The organism is Lysobacter sp. Soil_C_15 (genome assembly GCF_057657315.1).
Map to the genome: position 1 here is coordinate 177,367 of NZ_JBDGIR010000002.1, position 17,096 is coordinate 194,462.

General features: G+C 69.3%; 17 protein-coding genes. 10 read left to right on the forward strand and 7 right to left on the reverse strand.

Going from position 1 to position 17,096, the window contains the following annotated elements:
- Nucleotides 1–274: 274 nt before the first annotated feature.
- Complete coding sequence (locus tag AC3A57_RS04825; protein ID WP_221672622.1) at nt 275–499, forward strand: DUF6289 family protein; 225 nt, start codon at nt 275–277, stop codon at nt 497–499.
- A gap of 190 nt (nt 500–689) precedes the next feature.
- Here AC3A57_RS04825 and AC3A57_RS04830 read toward each other — a convergent pair whose 3' ends face one another.
- Together AC3A57_RS04830 and AC3A57_RS04835 are read right to left on the reverse strand one after the other, a co-directional pair.
- Nucleotides 690–3,053, reverse strand: coding sequence for a DNA translocase FtsK (locus tag AC3A57_RS04830; protein WP_487577861.1), 2,364 nt, complete (start codon nt 3,051–3,053; stop codon nt 690–692).
- Nucleotides 3,054–3,438: 385 nt separating this feature from the next.
- Nucleotides 3,439–4,509 (reverse strand): alanine dehydrogenase, encoded by a 1,071-nt coding sequence (locus AC3A57_RS04835; RefSeq protein WP_221672620.1) that lies wholly within the window; start codon nt 4,507–4,509, stop codon nt 3,439–3,441.
- 399 nt (nt 4,510–4,908) lie between these two features.
- On the opposite strand from AC3A57_RS04835, the gene trxB reads away from it, so the two are divergent.
- The 5 genes from trxB to AC3A57_RS04860 all read left to right on the forward strand — a co-directional run bounded on the left by trxB (nt 4,909) and on the right by AC3A57_RS04860 (nt 9,572).
- Nucleotides 4,909–5,862 carry a thioredoxin-disulfide reductase gene (gene trxB, locus AC3A57_RS04840; RefSeq protein ID WP_487577862.1) on the forward strand — a complete coding sequence of 318 codons (954 nt, stop codon included), beginning with the start codon at nt 4,909–4,911 and terminating at the stop codon, nt 5,860–5,862.
- 98 nt (nt 5,863–5,960) lie between these two features.
- Complete coding sequence (locus AC3A57_RS04845; RefSeq protein WP_487577863.1) at nt 5,961–7,154, forward strand: GNAT family N-acetyltransferase; 1,194 nt, start codon at nt 5,961–5,963, stop codon at nt 7,152–7,154.
- Nucleotides 7,151–7,915: a leucyl/phenylalanyl-tRNA--protein transferase gene (gene aat / locus AC3A57_RS04850; RefSeq protein WP_487577864.1), complete on the forward strand. Its 765-nt coding sequence runs from the start codon at nt 7,151–7,153 to the stop codon at nt 7,913–7,915. The genes AC3A57_RS04845 and aat overlap by 4 nt, the downstream gene beginning before the upstream one ends.
- 148 nt (nt 7,916–8,063) lie before the next feature.
- Nucleotides 8,064–8,282 (forward strand): translation initiation factor IF-1, encoded by a 219-nt coding sequence (infA, locus tag AC3A57_RS04855; RefSeq protein WP_031372296.1) that lies wholly within the window; start codon nt 8,064–8,066, stop codon nt 8,280–8,282.
- Nucleotides 8,283–9,215: 933 nt separating this feature from the next.
- Nucleotides 9,216–9,572: a hypothetical protein gene (locus AC3A57_RS04860; protein ID WP_487577865.1), complete on the forward strand. Its 357-nt coding sequence runs from the start codon at nt 9,216–9,218 to the stop codon at nt 9,570–9,572.
- Nucleotides 9,573–9,703: 131 nt separating this feature from the next.
- Here the strand turns inward: AC3A57_RS04860 and AC3A57_RS04865 are convergent, their stop codons facing one another.
- From AC3A57_RS04865 to clpS, 5 genes are all read right to left on the reverse strand, one after another.
- Complete coding sequence (locus AC3A57_RS04865) at nt 9,704–9,910, reverse strand: hypothetical protein (RefSeq protein ID WP_221672614.1); 207 nt, start codon at nt 9,908–9,910, stop codon at nt 9,704–9,706.
- A gap of 39 nt (nt 9,911–9,949) precedes the next feature.
- Nucleotides 9,950–10,147 (reverse strand): hypothetical protein, encoded by a 198-nt coding sequence (locus AC3A57_RS04870; RefSeq protein WP_487577866.1) that lies wholly within the window; start codon nt 10,145–10,147, stop codon nt 9,950–9,952.
- 105 nt (nt 10,148–10,252) lie between these two features.
- Nucleotides 10,253–10,447 carry a hypothetical protein gene (locus tag AC3A57_RS04875; protein ID WP_487577867.1) on the reverse strand — a complete coding sequence of 65 codons (195 nt, stop codon included), beginning with the start codon at nt 10,445–10,447 and terminating at the stop codon, nt 10,253–10,255.
- Between the two features lie 302 nt (nt 10,448–10,749).
- Nucleotides 10,750–13,032, reverse strand: a complete 2,283-nt coding sequence (gene clpA, locus AC3A57_RS04880) for an ATP-dependent Clp protease ATP-binding subunit ClpA (protein WP_487577868.1) — start codon at nt 13,030–13,032, stop codon at nt 10,750–10,752.
- A gap of 91 nt (nt 13,033–13,123) precedes the next feature.
- Nucleotides 13,124–13,444 (reverse strand): ATP-dependent Clp protease adapter ClpS, encoded by a 321-nt coding sequence (gene clpS / locus AC3A57_RS04885; protein ID WP_221672610.1) that lies wholly within the window; start codon nt 13,442–13,444, stop codon nt 13,124–13,126.
- A 149-nt stretch (nt 13,445–13,593) separates the two neighbouring features.
- On the opposite strand from clpS, the gene AC3A57_RS04890 reads away from it, so the two are divergent.
- From AC3A57_RS04890 to hflD, 4 genes are read left to right on the forward strand one after another with little or no spacing between them, the layout of a single operon-like run.
- Nucleotides 13,594–14,133 carry a type III secretion system chaperone family protein gene (locus AC3A57_RS04890; RefSeq protein ID WP_487577869.1) on the forward strand — a complete coding sequence of 180 codons (540 nt, stop codon included), beginning with the start codon at nt 13,594–13,596 and terminating at the stop codon, nt 14,131–14,133.
- 1 nt (nt 14,134) lies between these two features.
- Complete coding sequence (locus AC3A57_RS04895; RefSeq protein WP_487577870.1) at nt 14,135–14,641, forward strand: NUDIX hydrolase; 507 nt, start codon at nt 14,135–14,137, stop codon at nt 14,639–14,641.
- A 35-nt stretch (nt 14,642–14,676) separates the two neighbouring features.
- Nucleotides 14,677–15,783, forward strand: coding sequence for a tRNA 2-thiouridine(34) synthase MnmA (mnmA, locus tag AC3A57_RS04900; RefSeq protein WP_487578398.1), 1,107 nt, complete (start codon nt 14,677–14,679; stop codon nt 15,781–15,783).
- Nucleotides 15,783–16,391 carry a high frequency lysogenization protein HflD gene (gene hflD, locus AC3A57_RS04905; RefSeq protein WP_487577871.1) on the forward strand — a complete coding sequence of 203 codons (609 nt, stop codon included), beginning with the start codon at nt 15,783–15,785 and terminating at the stop codon, nt 16,389–16,391. The genes mnmA and hflD overlap by 1 nt, the downstream gene beginning before the upstream one ends.
- Nucleotides 16,392–17,096: the final 705 nt, after the last annotated feature.

Below are 17,096 nucleotides of genomic sequence, written 5' to 3' on the forward strand. Positions count from 1 at the left end.
GAAACGATATGGCGGCAGTGTGCGTGGCGATGTCTGAACGGGCTCGTGACAAGCAAACCGCGGTTCAGAACACATTTTGCCATGCCCGCTAGCCGCTACAGTCTGTGACAGTCGTATCGTTCGCGCCGACCGGCCGAGTCTCCCCCGGGTTCCGCGACGGGCTGCCGCATCGCCCGCCCTGGTTCGTGCGCGTCGCGAACGTTGCGCCTTGCCGGCACGAAGCCGGTATCCGCCCCCCGTCCGTCGGGGCCAACCAACATCACAAGGAGTTTTTATGAGCAAGAAAGCCCTGTTGGCCGCCGCCCTCGTCATCGCCGGCACCCTCGTCGCCGGCACCAGCGCCGCCAATGCGCCGCCGCTGGGTTCGGAGCAGTTCGAGGAGTACTACAACACCAGCGGCCAGTTGGTCGGCTACGTCCATTGGAGCTGCGACGGCCGTCGCACGACCTGGGGTACCCTCAGCGGCGAGCTGGAGGTCACCCGCCGTCGCTGCCAGTAATCGGCCGATGCGCCCAGCCTAGGCGCCTGCGCCTGCCGTCCGCGGACGGCAGGCGCTTCGCTTTGCGGCGCTGGAACGGCCGCGACCGACGGCTGGAACCGAAGGCCGAAGCGGTCCGGCCGCGACCGAGCGGCTTGGAATCCAGCGGCGCGATCGCGAAAGACCGGCGTCGCCCTCGCCCGCTGCGCGCTTACTTCGGCGGCGGCGGCGCCAGCACGCTGCGGTCGCCGTTGTGCTCCGGCGGCGACACCACCCCGGCCGCTTCCATCGCCTCGATCAGGCGCGCGGCGCGGTTGTAGCCGATCTTGAGCCGGCGCTGCACGCCGGAGATCGAGGCGCGGCGAGTCTCGGTGACGATCCGCACCGCCTCGTCGTACAGCGGGTCGGACTCGTCGCCGCCGCCGCTGTTGGCTTCCGGCAGGCCGGTCGCGCCGACCACGGTGCCGTCGCCCATGGTCTGGACCTCGTCCAGCACGCCCTCGATGTAGTCCGGGCCACCGCCGATCTGCTTGAGGTGCTCGACCACCCGATGCACTTCCTCGTCGGAGACGAAGGCGCCGTGCACGCGCTCGGGCATGGCCGTGCCCGGCGGCAGGTAGAGCATGTCGCCGTGGCCGAGCAGGGTCTCGGCGCCGGACTGGTCGAGGATGGTGCGCGAGTCGATCTTGCTCGACACCTGGAAGGCGATGCGGGTCGGGATGTTGGCCTTGATCAGGCCGGTGATGACGTCGACCGAGGGCCGCTGGGTGGCCAGGATCAGGTGGATGCCGGCCGCGCGCGCCTTCTGCGCCAGGCGCGCGATCAGCTCTTCGACCTTCTTGCCGACGATCATCATCATGTCGGCGAATTCGTCGATGAAGATGACGATGAACGGCAGCGTCTCCAGCGGCCGCGGCGCCTCGCCGAGCTCGGCGTTGGGCTTGAACAGCGGGTCCATCAGCGGCTGGCCGGCGTCCTGCGCGTCCTTGACCTTCTTGTTGAAGCCGGCCAGGTTGCGTACCCCGACCGCCGACATCAGCTTGTAGCGGCGCTCCATCTCGGCCACGCACCAGCGCAGGCCGTTGGCGGCTTCCTTCATGTCGGTGACGACCGGCGCCAGCAGGTGCGGAATGCCCTCGTAGACCGACAGCTCGAGCATCTTCGGGTCGATCATCAGCATCCGCAGGTCCTTCGCGGAGGCCTTGTACAGCAGGCTCAGCACCATCGCGTTGACCGCGACCGACTTGCCCGAACCGGTGGTGCCGGCGACCAGCAGGTGCGGCATGCGCGCCAGGTCGGCCACCGTCGGCCGGCCGGCGATGTCCTTGCCCAGGGCCAGGGTCAGCAGGCTGCCGGACTTGTCGTATTCCTTCGAGCGCAGCAGCTCGGACAGGAAGATCATCTCGCGCGAGGTGTTCGGCGTTTCCAGGCCGATCACCGACTTGCCCGGGATCACGTCGACCACGCGCACCGACTTCACCGACAGGCCGCGGGCGATGTCCTTGTCCAGCGAGGAGATCTGGCTGACCTTGACCCCCGGCGCCGGCTGCACTTCGAAACGGGTGATCACCGGGCCCGGGTAGGCGCCGACCACCTGGGCGTCGATGCGGAAGTCCTTGAGCTTGAACTCGATCTGCCGCGATACGGTTTCCAGTGTCTCTTCGCTGTAGCCCTTGGGCTGGGGCTTGGGATCGTCGAGCAGGGCCAGCGGCGGCACGCCGCTGCCGTCGCTGGTGTGGAACAGCGGAATCTGGGTTTCGCGCTTGGCGCGCTCGCTCTTTTCCACCACCGGCGCCGGCGGCGGCTCGATCTTGACCTTCTCGCGCTTGGCGCGCAGCTCGGTATCGACCTTGCGCGCCTCTTCGCGCTCCTCGCGCATGACCTGGGTCTGGCGCCACTCGGTCGCCTGCTGGCTGCCGCGGCGGAACAGCTTGCTCAGGCTCGGGCCGGCGGCCATCACCCACTGGCCGATCTTGTCCATCACCGCGAACCAGGAGATGCCGGTGGCCAGGGTCACCGAAATCAGCAACAGGGCGAGCAGGAACAGGTTGCCGCCGACCGGGCCGAAGCCGGAGTACAGCGAGCGCCCGACCAACTGGCCGAGGATGCCGCCGCTGCCGGCGGAGAAGTCTTCGGCCGGGCCGAAGCGCAGTTGCAGCAGGCCGGTGGCCGAAACCAGGAAACCGACGATGCCGATCAGGCGCAAAGCCGGGCCGAGGTCGGCCTCGCCGTCGCCGTCGCTGTCCATGCCGAACAGGGCGATCCAGGCGATCGCGCCGAGCATCAGCGGCAACAGGAAGGCGACGTAGCCGCACAGGTACAGCAGCACGTCGGCGATCCAGGCCCCGACCCGGCCGCCGAGGTTGTGCAGTGGCGCGGTGATCGAACCCGAATGCGACCAGCCCGGATCCTGCGGCGAGAACGTCAGCAGGCTGGCCAGCAGATACAGCAGCAAAGGCGCGATCAGGATCAGCGCGATATCGCGCATCAGGCGCTGCCGCTTCGGCGACGGCGCGCTCTTGACCTCTTCGGTTGGCTTGGCCTTCTTGCGAGCGGCTGTGGGTGCGGACGCCACCGTGATGTGCTGCCTTAGGTTGCTATCGTTAGTCTTTGAATATACAGGAAACAGCGGGAAACAAGTGCAAAGAGGCCAGGACCCGGCGGCAGCGGCCTCGGCCGATCCGGCCCCGGTTTTGAACGGTATCACCTGAAAGCAGCCTACGGGGATCAGCCTACGGGATCCGGTCCCGCCGGCTGAGACGGCCGGAGCGAGGAACGGGCGCGCAGGGGTGAGCAACGATAGGCCGCCGGGCCTGGGCGCCTCGCCCTGCCCGGCCAACGAAAAAGGGAAGAACCGGCCCGAGCGGCCAACCCGCTCGTTCCTCAGTTCCTCCCCCTCTCTCCTCACACTCCGAAACCCGGGCCGGCCTCAACCGAGTCCCGAGTCCCGAATCCCGGCTTTACAGCGCCATGCCCTGCAGCGCCGGATGGATCAGCTTGCCGCCCTCGACGTTGATGCCGCGCACCAGGGCCGGGTTGTTGCGCCATTCGTTGCCGGCCGCCAGCTTGTTGACCCACGGCAGGATCGCCGCGCAGATCGCCTGCGAGGAGGTCTGCGGCACCGCGCCGGGCATATTGGTCACGCAGAAGTGGGTCACGCCCTCTTCGACGTAGGTCGGCTCCTTCCAGGTGGTCGGACGCGAGGTCTCGAAGCAGCCGCCCTGGTCGATCGAGATGTCGACCACCACGCTGCCGTCTTCCATGCCCTTGAGCATCTCGCGGGTCAGCACGTGCGGGGCGCGGGCGCCGGTGACCAGCACCGCGCCGATCACCAGGTCGGCCGAGGCCACTTCGCGCGCGACCACGTCGACGTAGGGGTACAGCGCGGTGACGTTGTTGCCCAGGCGCATCATCTGGTCCATGCGGTCCTGGCGCATTTCGAACACGGTGACGTTGGAGCCGCCGGCCGCGGCCAGCGCCGCCGACGCGCCGCCGGCCTGGCCGGCGCCGAACACCACCACCTTGCCGCGCTCGGTCGACGGCAGGCCGCCAAGCAGCTTGCCCTTGCCGCTCATCGGCTGGTGCAGCAGGTGGGTACCGACCTGCACGCCGATCTTGCCGGCGATGATCGACATCGGCGCCAGCAGCGGCAGGTCGCCGTTGGGCAGCTCGACGGTCTCGAAGGCGACGCCGGTCAGGCCGATGTCCAGCAGCTGCTTGGTCAGCACCGGCTCGGCGGCCAGGTGCAGGTAGCAGAACAGCAGGTGATCCTTGCGCAGATGCTGCAGGTCGCCGGCGATCGGCTCCTTGACCTTGACGATCATCTCGCCCTTCTCGTACAGCGCGGCGGCGTCCGGCGCGATCTTCACGCCCAGGCGCGTGTAGTCCTCGTCCTTGAAGCCGCTTTTGATGCCCGCGTCCTTTTCCAGCCAGACCTCGTGGCCACGCTTGACCAGGTCGCCCGCGGCGGCGGGAACGAGCGCGACGCGCCCTTCGAGAGTCTTGGTTTCCTTCGGTACGCCGATACGCATTGCAGTCTCCAGTGCGGCCCAGAAAAAACGCCGCATGCGCGGCGCCCCAAGCCCTGTTGTAGTTAGTTCGAGCGGTGTGTGGTGGGTGGTGCGCTAAACAACGGTCTTGTGGATCGCGGTGGCCGATCGTGAAGGCGAGTCGGGGGGGCGGCCGGCCGTCCGGTGCGTCGATGCTGCGTCCGTGCGGCGTCTGGATACACCGGTTGCGGGCGGCGCGTTATCCGGCATCGGGCGATTCGCGCGGGCCGCAACGATGCGTCCGCGCGGTACGCCTTGTTTTGCCGTGACCGCGCCTCCAAGCTATGCCCTGCCCCGGAATCTTCAACACGCCGGCGTATGGCCGGAGTAACGAAGTTTCTTTTTGCGCAGAGCGCGCTCCCAACTGCCGCGATTATATACATGACCCCTTCGAAGCACTCCCGCGTCGTCATCCTCGGTTCCGGCCCGGCCGGCTGGACCGCCGCCGTGTACGCCGCCCGCGCGAACCTGAAGCCGCTGGTGATCACGGGCCTGCAGATGGGCGGCCAGCTGATGACCACCACCGAGGTCGACAACTGGCCCGGCGACGCGCACGGCCTGATGGGCCCGGACCTGATGGCGCGCATGCAGGCCCATGCCGAACGCTTCGACACCGAGGTCGTGTTCGACCACATCCACACCGCCGACCTGTCCAAGCGCCCGTTCCGGCTCAAGGGCGACAACGGCGACTACACCGCCGACGCGCTGATCCTGGCCACCGGCGCCACCGCCAAGTACCTCGGCCTGCCCTCGGAAGAGGAATACAAGGGCCGCGGCGTGTCGGCCTGCGCGACCTGCGACGGCTTCTTCTACAAGGACCAGGACGTGGCGGTGATCGGCGGCGGCAACACCGCGGTCGAAGAAGCGCTGTATCTGTCCAACATCGCCCGCAAGGTCTATCTGGTCCACCGCCGCGACACCCTGCGCGCGGAGAAGATCATGCAGGACAAGCTGCAGGCCAAGATCCAGGCCGGCAAGATCGAGCCGGTGTGGCACCACACCGTCGACGAAGTGCTCGGCAACGACGCCGGCGTGACCGGCGTGCGGGTCAAGTCGGTGCAGGACGGCTCGACCCGCGAACTGGCCATCCACGGCCTGTTCGTCGCCATCGGCCATACCCCGAACACCTCGCTGTTCGACGGCCAGTTGGACATGAAGAACGGCTATCTGGTGATCCAGACCGGCCTGGACGGCAACGCCACCCAGACCTCGGTCGAGGGCGTGTTCGCCGCCGGCGACGTCGCCGACCAGGTCTACCGCCAGGCGATCACCTCGGCCGGCTTCGGCTGCATGGCCGCGCTGGACGCCGAGAAGTTCCTCGACAAGGACGCCTGAGCGATGGGCGGGACCGAAGGCGGCGACGCAGCCGTTCCCGCCCGTTTCGCCGCCCCATCCGGTCCGCCCGCGCGCGGAGCCGGCGCGGCGGCGCCGCCATGAACGCCGCCGGCGCCACCACCGCGCGCCTGCTCGACTCGCTGGCGACGATCGCGCCGGCGCAGTGGGATGCGCTGCACGACGGCCGCAATCCCTTTCTCGCCCATGCCTTCCTGCACGGGCTCGAGCGGCACGGCTGCCTGCGTCCGGACTGGGGCTGGACCCCGCACCATCTGACCCTGTGGCGCGACGAGGAACTGGTCGCGGCGGTGCCGGCCTATCTGAAGCAGAATTCGCACGGCGAATTCGTGTTCGACCACGCCTGGGCCCAGGCCTACGCCCAGCACGGGCTGGACTACTTTCCCAAGTGGCTGGCGGCGGTGCCGTACTCGCCGGTCACCGGACCGCGCCTGCTGGCCCGCGACGAGGCCGACCGGCGCCTGCTGCCCGCCGCGCTGGCGCAGTTGTGCGAGCGCCAGGGCCTGTCCTCGGTGCACGTCAACTTCCATCGCGACGACGAGGACGCCAGCTTCGCCGGCGACGGCGACTGGCTGCAGCGCATCGACGTGCAGTACCACTGGCACAACCCGGCCGACGCGCAGGGCCGGCGCTGGCGCGACTTCGACGGCTTCCTCGCCGCGTTCGACCACAAGCACCGCAAGAACATCCGTCAGGAACGGGCCAAGGTCGCTCGCGCCGGGGTGAGCTACCGGGTGGTCGACGGCCACAGCGCCAGCGACGACGACCTGGCGACGATGCATCGTTTCTACCGCAACACCTTCGCCGAGTACGGCAACCATCCGGCGCTGACCCTGGAGTTCCTGCGCCACCTGGCGCGCGAGCTGCCGCAGGCGCTGGTGATCTTCCTCGCCCAGCGCGACGGCGCCGCGATCGCCGGCGCCCTGTGCCTGCGCGGCGGCGACACCTTGTACGGACGCTACTGGGGCGCCGAGCTGAACCTGCCCGGCCTGCATTTCGAGACCTGCTACTACCAGGGCATCGACTATTGCCTGCGCGAGGGGCTGCACCGGTTCGAGCCCGGCGCCCAGGGCGAGCACAAGATCGCCCGCGGCTTCCTGCCGACCGAGGTGCGCAGCCGCCACTGGCTGGCCCACCCCGGCTTCGGCCGCGCCCTGCGCGAGTGGTGCCGCGACGAGGCCGCCTCGGTGCGCCGCTATGCCGCGACCCTGGCCGCGCATTCGCCGTTCAAGCAGGTCGACGGCGCCGCCGACGGCGCGGAGCCGACGCGGTGAAGCGCCTGCCGGCCCTGCTCTCGCCCGACCCGCTGGCGCCGTTTCCGCCGGCCGAACGCGCCCTGGACGAGCCCGACGGCCTGCTCGCGGTCGGCGGCGACCTGAGCCCGCAGCGGCTGCTCAACGCCTACCGCCACGGCATCTTCCCCTGGCCCTCGGACGGCTATCCGCTGCTGTGGTGGTGCCCGGACCCGCGCACCGTGTTCCGCACCGACGGCGTGCGCCTGGGCGGCAAGTTCCGCCGCGGCCTGCGCCGCTGCGACTGGACGGTGCGCGCCGACAGCGCCTTCGCCCAGGTGATCGCGGCCTGCGCGCGGTCGCCGCGGCGCGGCCAGGACGGAACCTGGATCACCGCCGAGATGGAGGCCGCCTACCTGCGCCTGCACCGGCTGGGCCACGCCCATTCGGTCGAGGTCTACGCCGGCCAGGCCCTGATCGGCGGCATCTACGGGGTCGCGATCGGGCGCATGTTCTTCGGCGAAAGCATGTTCAGCGCGCGCAGCGGCGGCTCCAAGGTCGCCCTCGCCGCGCTGGCCCGGCGCCTGCACGAATGGGGCTGGCCGTTGATCGACGGCCAGGTCGAGAACCCGCATCTGCTCGGCCTGGGCGCCGAATCCATGCCGCGGGCGCAGTTCCTGCAACAGGTCGCGCAGTTGTGCGCGATCGAGGAGACGCCCGGTTCCTGGAGCGCGCGCTTCGGCCAGTGGCCGGCAGCGCGGCTGGCCGATGCGGCCTGCGCGGCGCCCGGCGCGGGGGCCTGAGCGGGCGGCCGCCGCCGGCCGGAGCGGTCGCGGCCGGCGCTGCGATTAACGCATTTTTGCTCTCGCGGCTCCGGCGTGGCAGAATGCGCGGCTTCGCGGGCGCTCGGCGCCCACCCTTCGCGACTGCAGCGATCCTTTCGGGAAACACATGGCAAAAGACGACGTGATCGAATTCGAGGGCACGGTGGCGGAAACCCTTCCGAACACCATGTTCCGCGTGCGTCTCGAAAACGGGCACGAGATCATCGCCCATATCTCGGGTCGCATGCGCAAGAACTACATCCGGATCCTGACCGGCGACAAGGTCAAGGTCGAGATGACGCCTTACGACCTGACCAAGGGTCGCATTACCTACCGCATGAAGTAATTGCGGTAAGTCATTGAAAAAGGCGGCCGCTGGGCCGCCTTTTTCGTACCCGATCGATCAGCGCGCGGCGCAACGGCCGCCGATCCGCCCTGCCGCCGCGGTCGCGGCTTGCGCCCTCCTCCCGGACCACTGCCCCCTCGCGGAGCGGCGTCAACCGCGGCAGGAAACGGGCAGCGATTGCACGAACTACGCCGCCGACCGAAGCCGCCCTTCGGGCGCGGGAGCGACTGCCCACGCGATGTCCTCGCACCGCGAGTCGCGACCCACCGCAGCGGTGTTCGCAAGCGCAGTCTCCGCAGCCCGGCCCGCCGGCCTGCCACGCCCCCCCCCTCGTATCGAACGCCGCCTTTGGCGACGGGCGCTTGTGGCCCGCGCGACGATGGAATGGCAACCGATGCCGCGCCGCAGGGCGGAATCGCCCGGAAGCGACGACGACGCCCCGAACCCGCGGCCAGCCGCGAGCGGCCGCGGCCGGTCGAACTCACCCCGCGCGTTCGGCGAAACGACAGCGCACGCTCGCCATCGCCGCGTCCGTCGCGCACCGCATTCGGCGGCGCGAGTGCGACGCCGGCAGCGACACTTCGCTTGCCGCCGCGCCGCGGTAAACATCGCGCCATACATCGCGCGCATGATGCCGCCCGCCGCGCCGGCTCCGGCGGCGCAGGGTCGGGTTTCGTCGCCCGCTCGCCGCGATTCGTCGCAGCGGCGAGCGCGGCCGCCGCGAACCGATTAAACAAGTCCGCCAAGCGCTGCAACCGATCGCGCGCTCGCTGCATCAATGGAACCCAGATGCACGCAGCAGGCGAAACGTTTAGGCCGAAGGTCATGCAGTGACGAAGGTCATAGCGACTTCCTCCAGATTTCGCCCGCGTCGTGTTCGATCAAACTTCGCCACAAGCTCAATAACGAGCCGGCACAACCGAGGATGCCCCCATGTCGCTGTTCCGCAAGATCGCCCTGACCAGCCTGCTCTGTCTGTCCGCCACCGCGGCCAATGCGGCGCAACAGAAGCTCGATGCCTGCATCGACCTGGGCAGCGAATCGCAAGTCGCCCGCGCCGGCGCCCAGTTCGTCGTGGTCAAGAACGCCGACGACTACTACCGGGTGGGCTTCCGCCAGACCTGCGCCGACCTCAGCATCACCAACAAGATGGAGATCTCCAGCGAGCAGCAGGCCAACCGCCTGTGCCCGAGCGGCAGCGTGGTCAAGACCCAGCGCGACACCTGCGCGGTCGGCGCGGTCGACAAGATCGACCAGGAAACCTACGACCGCTACCGCCGGCGTCGCTGATCGGCCGATCGGTTGATCGCAGCGCATGAAGAAAAGGCGGCCGAATGGCCGCCTTTTCATGTCCGGGCTCGATCCGGCAAGCCGGATCGACCGCCCCGCTCTACCAATCCCGAATCGCCAATCCCCGTCGCTCAGAACGGCGGCGCCGGGCAACCGGCCGCGGCCAGGCACTGGGTCACCCGGTATTCGCAATAGCCCGGGTCGGAGCCGACCTCGATGCAGCGGTTGTAGCGCTGCCAGCAGGTGTCGCAAGGATCGGCGGCGACCGCGCTCAGGGTCGCGGCGCTGGAGAATACGAAGGCCGCGACGGCGGCCAGAGTCACACGGCGTAGCTTCATGGCGAACTCCCTCTCTATCGAGCGTTGGAAGAGGCGGACTTATTCGAGCGGACAGCCGGCCTGGATCAGGCAGCGGCTGAATTCCGATTCGCATTCCAGGGTCGGGTCGAGCATGCACTGCTGGTAGGCGGCGCGGCAGACCTGGCACGGCGAAACCGGGATGCGGGTCGCGGCGACCGCCGAACCGGCGAACACGAGCGCGGCGACGGCGGTCAGCGACAACTTGCGAAACGACATGCGATGGCTCCTTCCTTGTGAGTCTTGCGATGGCGTCGTCCTGCGCACGGCGCGACCGGCAGGCACGTCGCCGCGGACGCGCCGGACGCGGACCGACGGTGGCGTTTACTGCAACGGACAGTTGTTGCGGCGCAGGCACAGGTCGAGCCTGGCCTCGCAGTTCTCCAGACCGAGCCGTTGGCAGCGGTCGTAGGTCGCATAGCAGGTTTGGCAGGGGTTCTCGGCGGAAAACGCCGTCGCCGCGCTGCAGGCGAACACGAAGGCGGCCAGCGCCGCCCGGCACAGCATGGACACTCTCATAAACCGGCTCCCGATCGCAGTGGACGATCCGTCGTGGACCGTCGGTCCGCGTGATTGCGCGACCAGCGGCGACGCTAGCACCGCCGGGGCGGCCGATTTACGGCCTACTGCGCATTTGCACAGGTGCCCGCGCCAAAGCCGCGACCGGCGTCCGGCTACGGCGATCGCGCGGGCGGCAGCGACGGCGAGCGCTTGGCGCGCAAACGCTTGCGGCCGCGCACGGCGGCCGCAAGGGGCGGTTTGCGGACGGCGGCCGCGTCGCGACGGGCGCTAACCGCCAAACGCGGCAAAGCGGGCCCGGCTCAGACCGAGACCGGCAACAGCCGCTCCGGCTCGGCCTGGGTACGCACGACCAGTTCGTCGTCCTGCACGTCGATGGTGACCCGGCCGCCGTCGACCAGCTTGCCGAACAGCAGTTCGTCGGCGAGCGGCCGCTTGACCTTGTCCTGGATCACCCGCGCCATCGGCCGCGCGCCCATCAGCGGGTCGAAGCCGTGCTGGGCCAGCCAGTCGCGCGCGGTGGGGGTCGCGGTCAGGGTGACGTTCTTCTCGTGCAGCTGCGCTTCCAGTTCGATCAGGAACTTGTCGACCACGCGCAGGATGTGCTCGAACGCCAGCGCCTGAAACTGCACCACCGCATCCAGGCGGTTGCGGAATTCCGGGCTGAAGCTCTTGCGGATGGTCTCCATGGCGTCGGTCGAATGGTCCTGCTTGGTGAAGCCGATCGAGCGCCGCGCCGCCTGGGCCGCGCCGGCGTTGGTGGTCATCACCAGGATCACGTTCTTGAAGTTGGCTTCGCGGCCGTTAGTGTCGGTCAGCGTGCCGCGGTCCATGACCTGCAACAGGATGTTGAAGATGTCCGGATGCGCCTTCTCGACCTCGTCCAGCAGCAGCACGCAGTGCGGGGTCTTGACGATCTTCTCGGTCAGCAGGCCGCCCTGGTCGAAACCGACGTAGCCCGGGGGCGCACCGATCAGGCGGCTGACCGAATGCGGCTCCATGTATTCGGACATGTCGAAGCGCACCAGCTCGATGCCCAGTTGCAGCGCCAGCTGCTTGGTGACCTCGGTCTTGCCGACGCCGGTCGGGCCGGCGAACAGGAAGTTGCCGATCGGCTTGTCCGGATTGCCCAGGCCCGAGCGCGCCAGCTTGATCGCCGAGGCCAGGGTCTCGATCGCCGGATCCTGGCCGAAGATCACCATCTTCAGGTTGCGCTCGAGGTTCTTGAGCACGTCCTTGTCGCTGGCGGAGACCTGCTTGGTCGGGATGCGCGCCATCTTGGCCACGATCATCTCGATCTCCTCGATGTCGATCAGCTGCTTGCGCACGCCCTCCGGCAGCAGCCGCTGGCGCGCGCCGGCCTCGTCGATGACGTCGATGGCCTTGTCCGGCAATAGGCGATCGCCGATGTGCTTGACCGACAGGTCGACCGCGGCCTGCAGCGCCTCGTCGGCGTAGGTCACGCCGTGGTGCGACTCGTACTTGGGCTTGAGCCCCTGCAGGATCTGGTAGGTCTCGCCGACGGTCGGCTCGACGATGTCGATCTTCTGGAAGCGCCGCGCCAAGGCTCGGTCCTTCTCGAAGATGCCGCGGTATTCCTGGAAGGTGGTCGAACCGATGCAGCGCAGTTCGCCGGAGGACAGCGCCGGCTTGATCAGGTTGCTGGCGTCCATGGTCCCGCCGCTGGCCGAGCCGGCGCCGATGATGGTGTGGATCTCGTCGACGAACAGGATCGCCTCGGGTTGGCGCTTGAGCTGGGCCAGCACCGCCTTGAGCCGCTTCTCGAAGTCGCCGCGATACTTGGTGCCGGCGACCAGCGCGCCCAGGTCGAGGGCGAAGATGGTGGCGTTGCGCAGCACCTCCGGCACCTCGCCGTCGACGATGCGCTTGGCCAGGCCTTCGGCGATCGCGGTCTTGCCCACGCCGGCCTCGCCGACGTAGAGCGGGTTGTTCTTGCGCCGGCGGCACAGCACCTGGATGGTGCGCTCGACCTCGTCGGCGCGGCCGACCAGCGGGTCGATCTTGCCGTCGCGGGCGAGCTGGTTGAGGTTGCTGGCGAACTCGGCCAGGGCATCGGACTTGCCCTCGCCCTCGCCGCCTTCGGCCGGCTTGGACTCGCCTTCCTCGTGGTGGCCCGGGCCGTCCTCGGCGCTGTGCTTGACGATGCCGTGGGACAGGTAATTGACCACGTCGAGCCGGGCCACGTCCTGCTGGTTGAGGAAGTAGACCGCGTGCGAGTCCTTCTCGCCGAAGATTGCGACCAGCACGTTGGCGCCGGTGACTTCCTTCTTGCCCGAGGACTGGACATGGTAGACCGCGCGCTGCAGCACGCGCTGGAAGCCCAGGGTCGGCTGGGTGTCGCGGTCGACGTCGTCCGGCAATACCTGGACCGAGGTCGCGATGGCCTGCTCCAGGTCGGTGCGCAGGCGGGCGAAGTCGGCGCCGGTGGCCTTGAGCACGGCCTCGGCGGAGGGATTGTCGAGCAGTGCGAGCAGCAGGTGTTCGACCGTCATGTACTCGTGGCGCGCCTCGCGGGCGCGCTTGTAGCACTGGCCGATGCTGTATTCGAGATCCTTGCTGAACATGGGGCGGAGCCTCCAGAACGTATGCACGCTACGTGGGGGCGCTCGCCGGCTTTTCCATGCCCCGCCCCAACGGGACCCTTACAGCCCCCTTTTAGGCCTTTTCCATCGTGCACAGCAAGGGGTGCTGATGCATCCTTGAAAATTCGTTCACCTGTGCAACCTTGGACTCCGCCACTTCGCGCGTGAAGACGCCGCAAACGCCCCGCCCGCGGGTATGGACGTGGAGCATGATCTGGGTGGCTTTTTCGACGTTCATGGGGAAGAACCGCATCAGGACTTCGACCACGAAGTCCATCGGGGTGTAGTCGTCGTTGAGCAGCATGACGGAGTACAGCGGCGGCCGGGCCAGCTCGGGTTTTCCCGGCTCCACCAGCACGCCATGACTATGTTCGTGTTCGGTCTGTTTGGCCATCGCCCGATTATAGACCCCTGTCGCGTCCGGACCATGCGCCCGCGCCGCGTCATGGACGCATCCGCGGCCGCATTGCAAAATGCCGATATGCCGCCATCTCGGGCGGCAGGCCGGTCTCTGAGCGCCGGCGCCGCGACTCAAGGATCCTCATGCCCCGCACCGGCCGACTGTTCTGCGCCCTGACCCTGTCCCTGCTGCCGGCCCTGGCGTTGGCCGCGCCAGCGGCCGAACCGGCGCCGGCCGCCCAGCCGACCGCTCAGCCGACCGCTCAGCCGGCGGCGCAGGCCGATGCGCGGATCCGCGAGCAGCTCGACCAGTTGGGCTACAAGTACCAGGTCGACGAGGACGGCGACTATGCGCTGACCTTCGGCCTGGACGGCGACCGCAGCCAGATGGCCTACGTGCTGTCGCGCACCGAGCGCTACGGCAAGCTGCAGGTGCGCGAGGTCTGGTCGCCGGCCTACCACACCTCGGCCAAGCAGTTCCCGGCCGACGTCGCCAACCGCCTGCTCGAGGACAGCCAGCTCAGCAAGATGGGCGGCTGGGTCAAGCAGGACTCGGTGGCGGTGTTCGTGGTCAAGCTCGACGCGGCCGCCGGCCGCGAGGACCTCGACGACGCGATCGATTACGTGGTCCGCGCCGCCGACGAGATGGAAGCCGAACTCTCCCCCGGCCAGGACGAATTCTGACGTGAGCTACCGCCAAGGCCGCTTCTGGCAACCCGACGTCACCGTCGCCACGGTCGTGGTCGACGGCGGCCGCCTGCTGATGGTCGAGGAGTCGGTCGGCGGCCGGCGGGTGCTGAACCAGCCGGCGGGCCACCTGGAGCCCGACGAAAGCCTGATCGAGGCGGCGCTGCGCGAGACCCTGGAGGAAACCGGCTGGGACGTGCGTCTGACCGCCTTCGTCGGCGCCTACCAGTGGAAAGCACCGTTGCAGGCCGACGGCAGCGGCGGCCGCCATTACCTGCGCTTCGCCTTCGCCGCCGAACCGGTCCGCCACCATCCCGGCCGCGCCCTCGACGAGGGCATCGTGCAGGCCCTGTGGATGAGCCCGGCCGAGCTGCAGGCGCGTGCGGACCAGCACCGCAGCCCCTTGGTCTGGCGGGTCGCGGCCGACTTCCTCGGCGGGCGCCGGCACTCGCTGGACCTGCTGCAGCACCTGGCCGTGCCCGGCGTGGGCGACGTCGCGGTCTGATCGTCATGGGCGGGTCGGTGCGCACCATCGTAGGCATGTCGGGCGGGGTCGACTCCTCGGTCGCGGCGCTGCGCCTGCGCGACGCCGGCGAGCCGGTGGCCGGGTTGTTCATGCAGAACTGGGCCGACGACGGCAGCGGGGACTGCCGCGCCGAAGACGACCGCCGCGACGCGGTCGCGGTGTCCGGCCGGCTTGGCCTGCCGATCCATTTCCGCGATTTCTCCGGCGAGTACTGGGCCGGGGTGTTCGAGCACTTCCTGGCCGAATATGCGGCCGGGCGCACGCCCAATCCGGACGTGCTGTGCAACCGCGAGATCAAGTTCAAGCATTTCCTCGACGCCGCGCGCGAGCTGGGGGCGCAGTTCATCGCCACCGGCCACTATGCCCGGGTCGAGCGCGACGGCGACCGCTACCGCCTGCTGCGGGCGGTCGACCGCAGCAAGGACCAGAGCTATTTCCTGCACCAGCTCGGCCAGGCCCAGCTGGCCGCGACCCGCTTCCCGCTCGGCGACCTGCTCAAGCGCGACGTGCGCGAGATGGCCCGCGCCGCCGGCCTGCCGACCGCGGCCAAGAAGGACTCGACCGGGATCTGCTTCATCGGCGAGCGCGACTTCCGCGAGTTCCTGTCGCGCTACCTGCCGGCGCGCGAGGGTGAGATCCGCAGCCCGGACGGGCGCACGGTCGGTCGCCATCCGGGGGTGTTCTATTTCACCCTGGGCCAGCGCGAGGGCCTGAACATCGGCGGGGTGCGCGGCTTCGAGCCGGCGCCGTGGTACGTAGTCGGCAAGGACGTCGCCGGCAACGTGCTGTACGTCGATCAGGGCAGCGACAGCCCCTGGCTGCGCTCGCAGACCCTGTGGTCGGAGACCGCGCACTGGATCGACGGCGCGCCGCCGGCGCGGCGCTTCGCCTGCACCGCGCAGACCCGCTACCGCCAGCCCGACCAGGCCTGCGAGGTCGAAGTGCTCGACGACGGCCGCCTGCGGGTGCGCTTCGCCGAACCGCAGCGCGCGGTGACCCCGGGCCAGTCGCTAGTGCTCTACGACGGCCAGGCCTGCCTCGGCGGCGCGGTGATCGCCGCCACCGACGCCCCGGCCTGCGGCCCGGCCTCCCCTCATTCGAACCAGGATCCGACCCCGTAATGGCCGATCTTTCCGAACGCGTCCTCGCCCTCGCCGGCCTCGCCCAGGCCCTGGCCCAGGTACGGCGCATCGCCGACACCGGCCAGGCCAACGCCGCGGTGCTGTCGACCGCGCTGGATTCGGTGTTCCGCATCGACGCGTCCTCGCCGGCGGCGGTGTTCGGCGGCGCGGCCAATCTGCGCCCCGGGCTGATGCTGCTGCAGGACTACTTCGTCAACCGCCCCGCCGACGAGCACTTGCCGCGGCTGGCGCTGGCGGTGCTGCAACTGGAGCGCCGCTTCGTCCGCGACCGCGCCGTCGCCGACAAGGTGCTGCGCGGGATCCACGCCCAGGCCGGCGAAGCCTATCGCCTGGGCAGCAGCCACCCCGAGGTGATCGCCGCGCTCGGCGCCCTGTACGCCGAGACGCTGAGCCACCTGCGCCCGCGCGTGCTGGTGCAGGGCAACCCGCACTACCTCGGCCAGACCGGCGTGGTCGCCGAAGTGCGCGCCACCCTGCTCGCCGCGGTGCGTTCGGCGGTGCTGTGGCGCCAGCTCGGCGGCAGCTACTGGGACTTCCTGCTGCGCCGCCGCGCCATGCTCGAGGCGATCGAGGCGCGCCTGGATTGAGCGGCTGAGCGGCGGCGTCCAGCGCCACGACGCGGTCGCGGCTTGCGACCGGAGGAAATCCCCGTGGGACGCCGCTCCGATCCTGTTATGGCGCCACCCATCCGAATCGGCGGCCCTTGTAGGAGCGGCGTAAGCCGCGACCGCCGCAGCGGTGGGCGCGAGCGATGTCGCCGGAGCCCGGCCAATCGGCTGCGCATGGACAAGAACCGTGCCGCTCCGGTCTGCGGAGCGAACGCTTGCGTTCGTCGCTGCGGTGGTCGCGGCTTACGCCGCTCCTACAGGGGGTTGGATCGTCGCTCGATGAGGCTGGCGCCGGCTTTCGCCGTGGCGCGGTCGCGGCTTGCGCCGCTCCTACAGGGGTTGGATCGTCGCTCAATGAGGCCGGCGCCGGCCTTCGCCGTGGCGCGGTCGCGGCTTACGCCGCTCCTACAGGGGTTGGATCGTCGCTCGATGAGGCCGGCGCCGGCCTTCGCCGTGGCGCGGTCGCGGCTCGCGACCGGAGGAAATCCCCGTGGGACACCGCTCCGATCCTGTTATGACCTCACTCGTCCGAATCGGCGGCCCTTGTAGGAGCGGCGTGAGCCGCGACAACCGTAGCGGTGGGCGCAAGCGGTGTCGCCGGAGTCTGGCCAATCGGCTGCGCATGGACAAGAACCGTGCCGCTCCGGTCTGCGGAGCGAACGCTTGCGTTCGTCGCTGCGGCGG

What these genes read in the sequence shown, in the direction of transcription:
- AC3A57_RS04825 (WP_221672622.1), top strand. Translation starts at nt 275, where the DNA reads ATGAGCAAGAAAGCCCTGTTGGCCGCCGCCCTCGTCATCGCCGGCACC.
- AC3A57_RS04835 (WP_221672620.1), bottom strand. Translation starts at nt 4,509, where the DNA reads ATGCGTATCGGCGTACCGAAGGAAACCAAGACTCTCGAAGGGCGCGTC.
- trxB (WP_487577862.1), top strand. Translation starts at nt 4,909, where the DNA reads ATGACCCCTTCGAAGCACTCCCGCGTCGTCATCCTCGGTTCCGGCCCG.
- AC3A57_RS04845 (WP_487577863.1), top strand. Translation starts at nt 5,961, where the DNA reads ATGAACGCCGCCGGCGCCACCACCGCGCGCCTGCTCGACTCGCTGGCG.
- infA (WP_031372296.1), top strand. Translation starts at nt 8,064, where the DNA reads ATGGCAAAAGACGACGTGATCGAATTCGAGGGCACGGTGGCGGAAACC.
- AC3A57_RS04860 (WP_487577865.1), top strand. Translation starts at nt 9,216, where the DNA reads ATGTCGCTGTTCCGCAAGATCGCCCTGACCAGCCTGCTCTGTCTGTCC.
- AC3A57_RS04865 (WP_221672614.1), bottom strand. Translation starts at nt 9,910, where the DNA reads ATGAAGCTACGCCGTGTGACTCTGGCCGCCGTCGCGGCCTTCGTATTC.
- AC3A57_RS04870 (WP_487577866.1), bottom strand. Translation starts at nt 10,147, where the DNA reads ATGTCGTTTCGCAAGTTGTCGCTGACCGCCGTCGCCGCGCTCGTGTTC.
- AC3A57_RS04875 (WP_487577867.1), bottom strand. Translation starts at nt 10,447, where the DNA reads ATGAGAGTGTCCATGCTGTGCCGGGCGGCGCTGGCCGCCTTCGTGTTC.
- clpA (WP_487577868.1), bottom strand. Translation starts at nt 13,032, where the DNA reads ATGTTCAGCAAGGATCTCGAATACAGCATCGGCCAGTGCTACAAGCGC.
- clpS (WP_221672610.1), bottom strand. Translation starts at nt 13,444, where the DNA reads ATGGCCAAACAGACCGAACACGAACATAGTCATGGCGTGCTGGTGGAG.
- AC3A57_RS04890 (WP_487577869.1), top strand. Translation starts at nt 13,594, where the DNA reads ATGCCCCGCACCGGCCGACTGTTCTGCGCCCTGACCCTGTCCCTGCTG.
- mnmA (WP_487578398.1), top strand. Translation starts at nt 14,677, where the DNA reads ATGTCGGGCGGGGTCGACTCCTCGGTCGCGGCGCTGCGCCTGCGCGAC.
- hflD (WP_487577871.1), top strand. Translation starts at nt 15,783, where the DNA reads ATGGCCGATCTTTCCGAACGCGTCCTCGCCCTCGCCGGCCTCGCCCAG.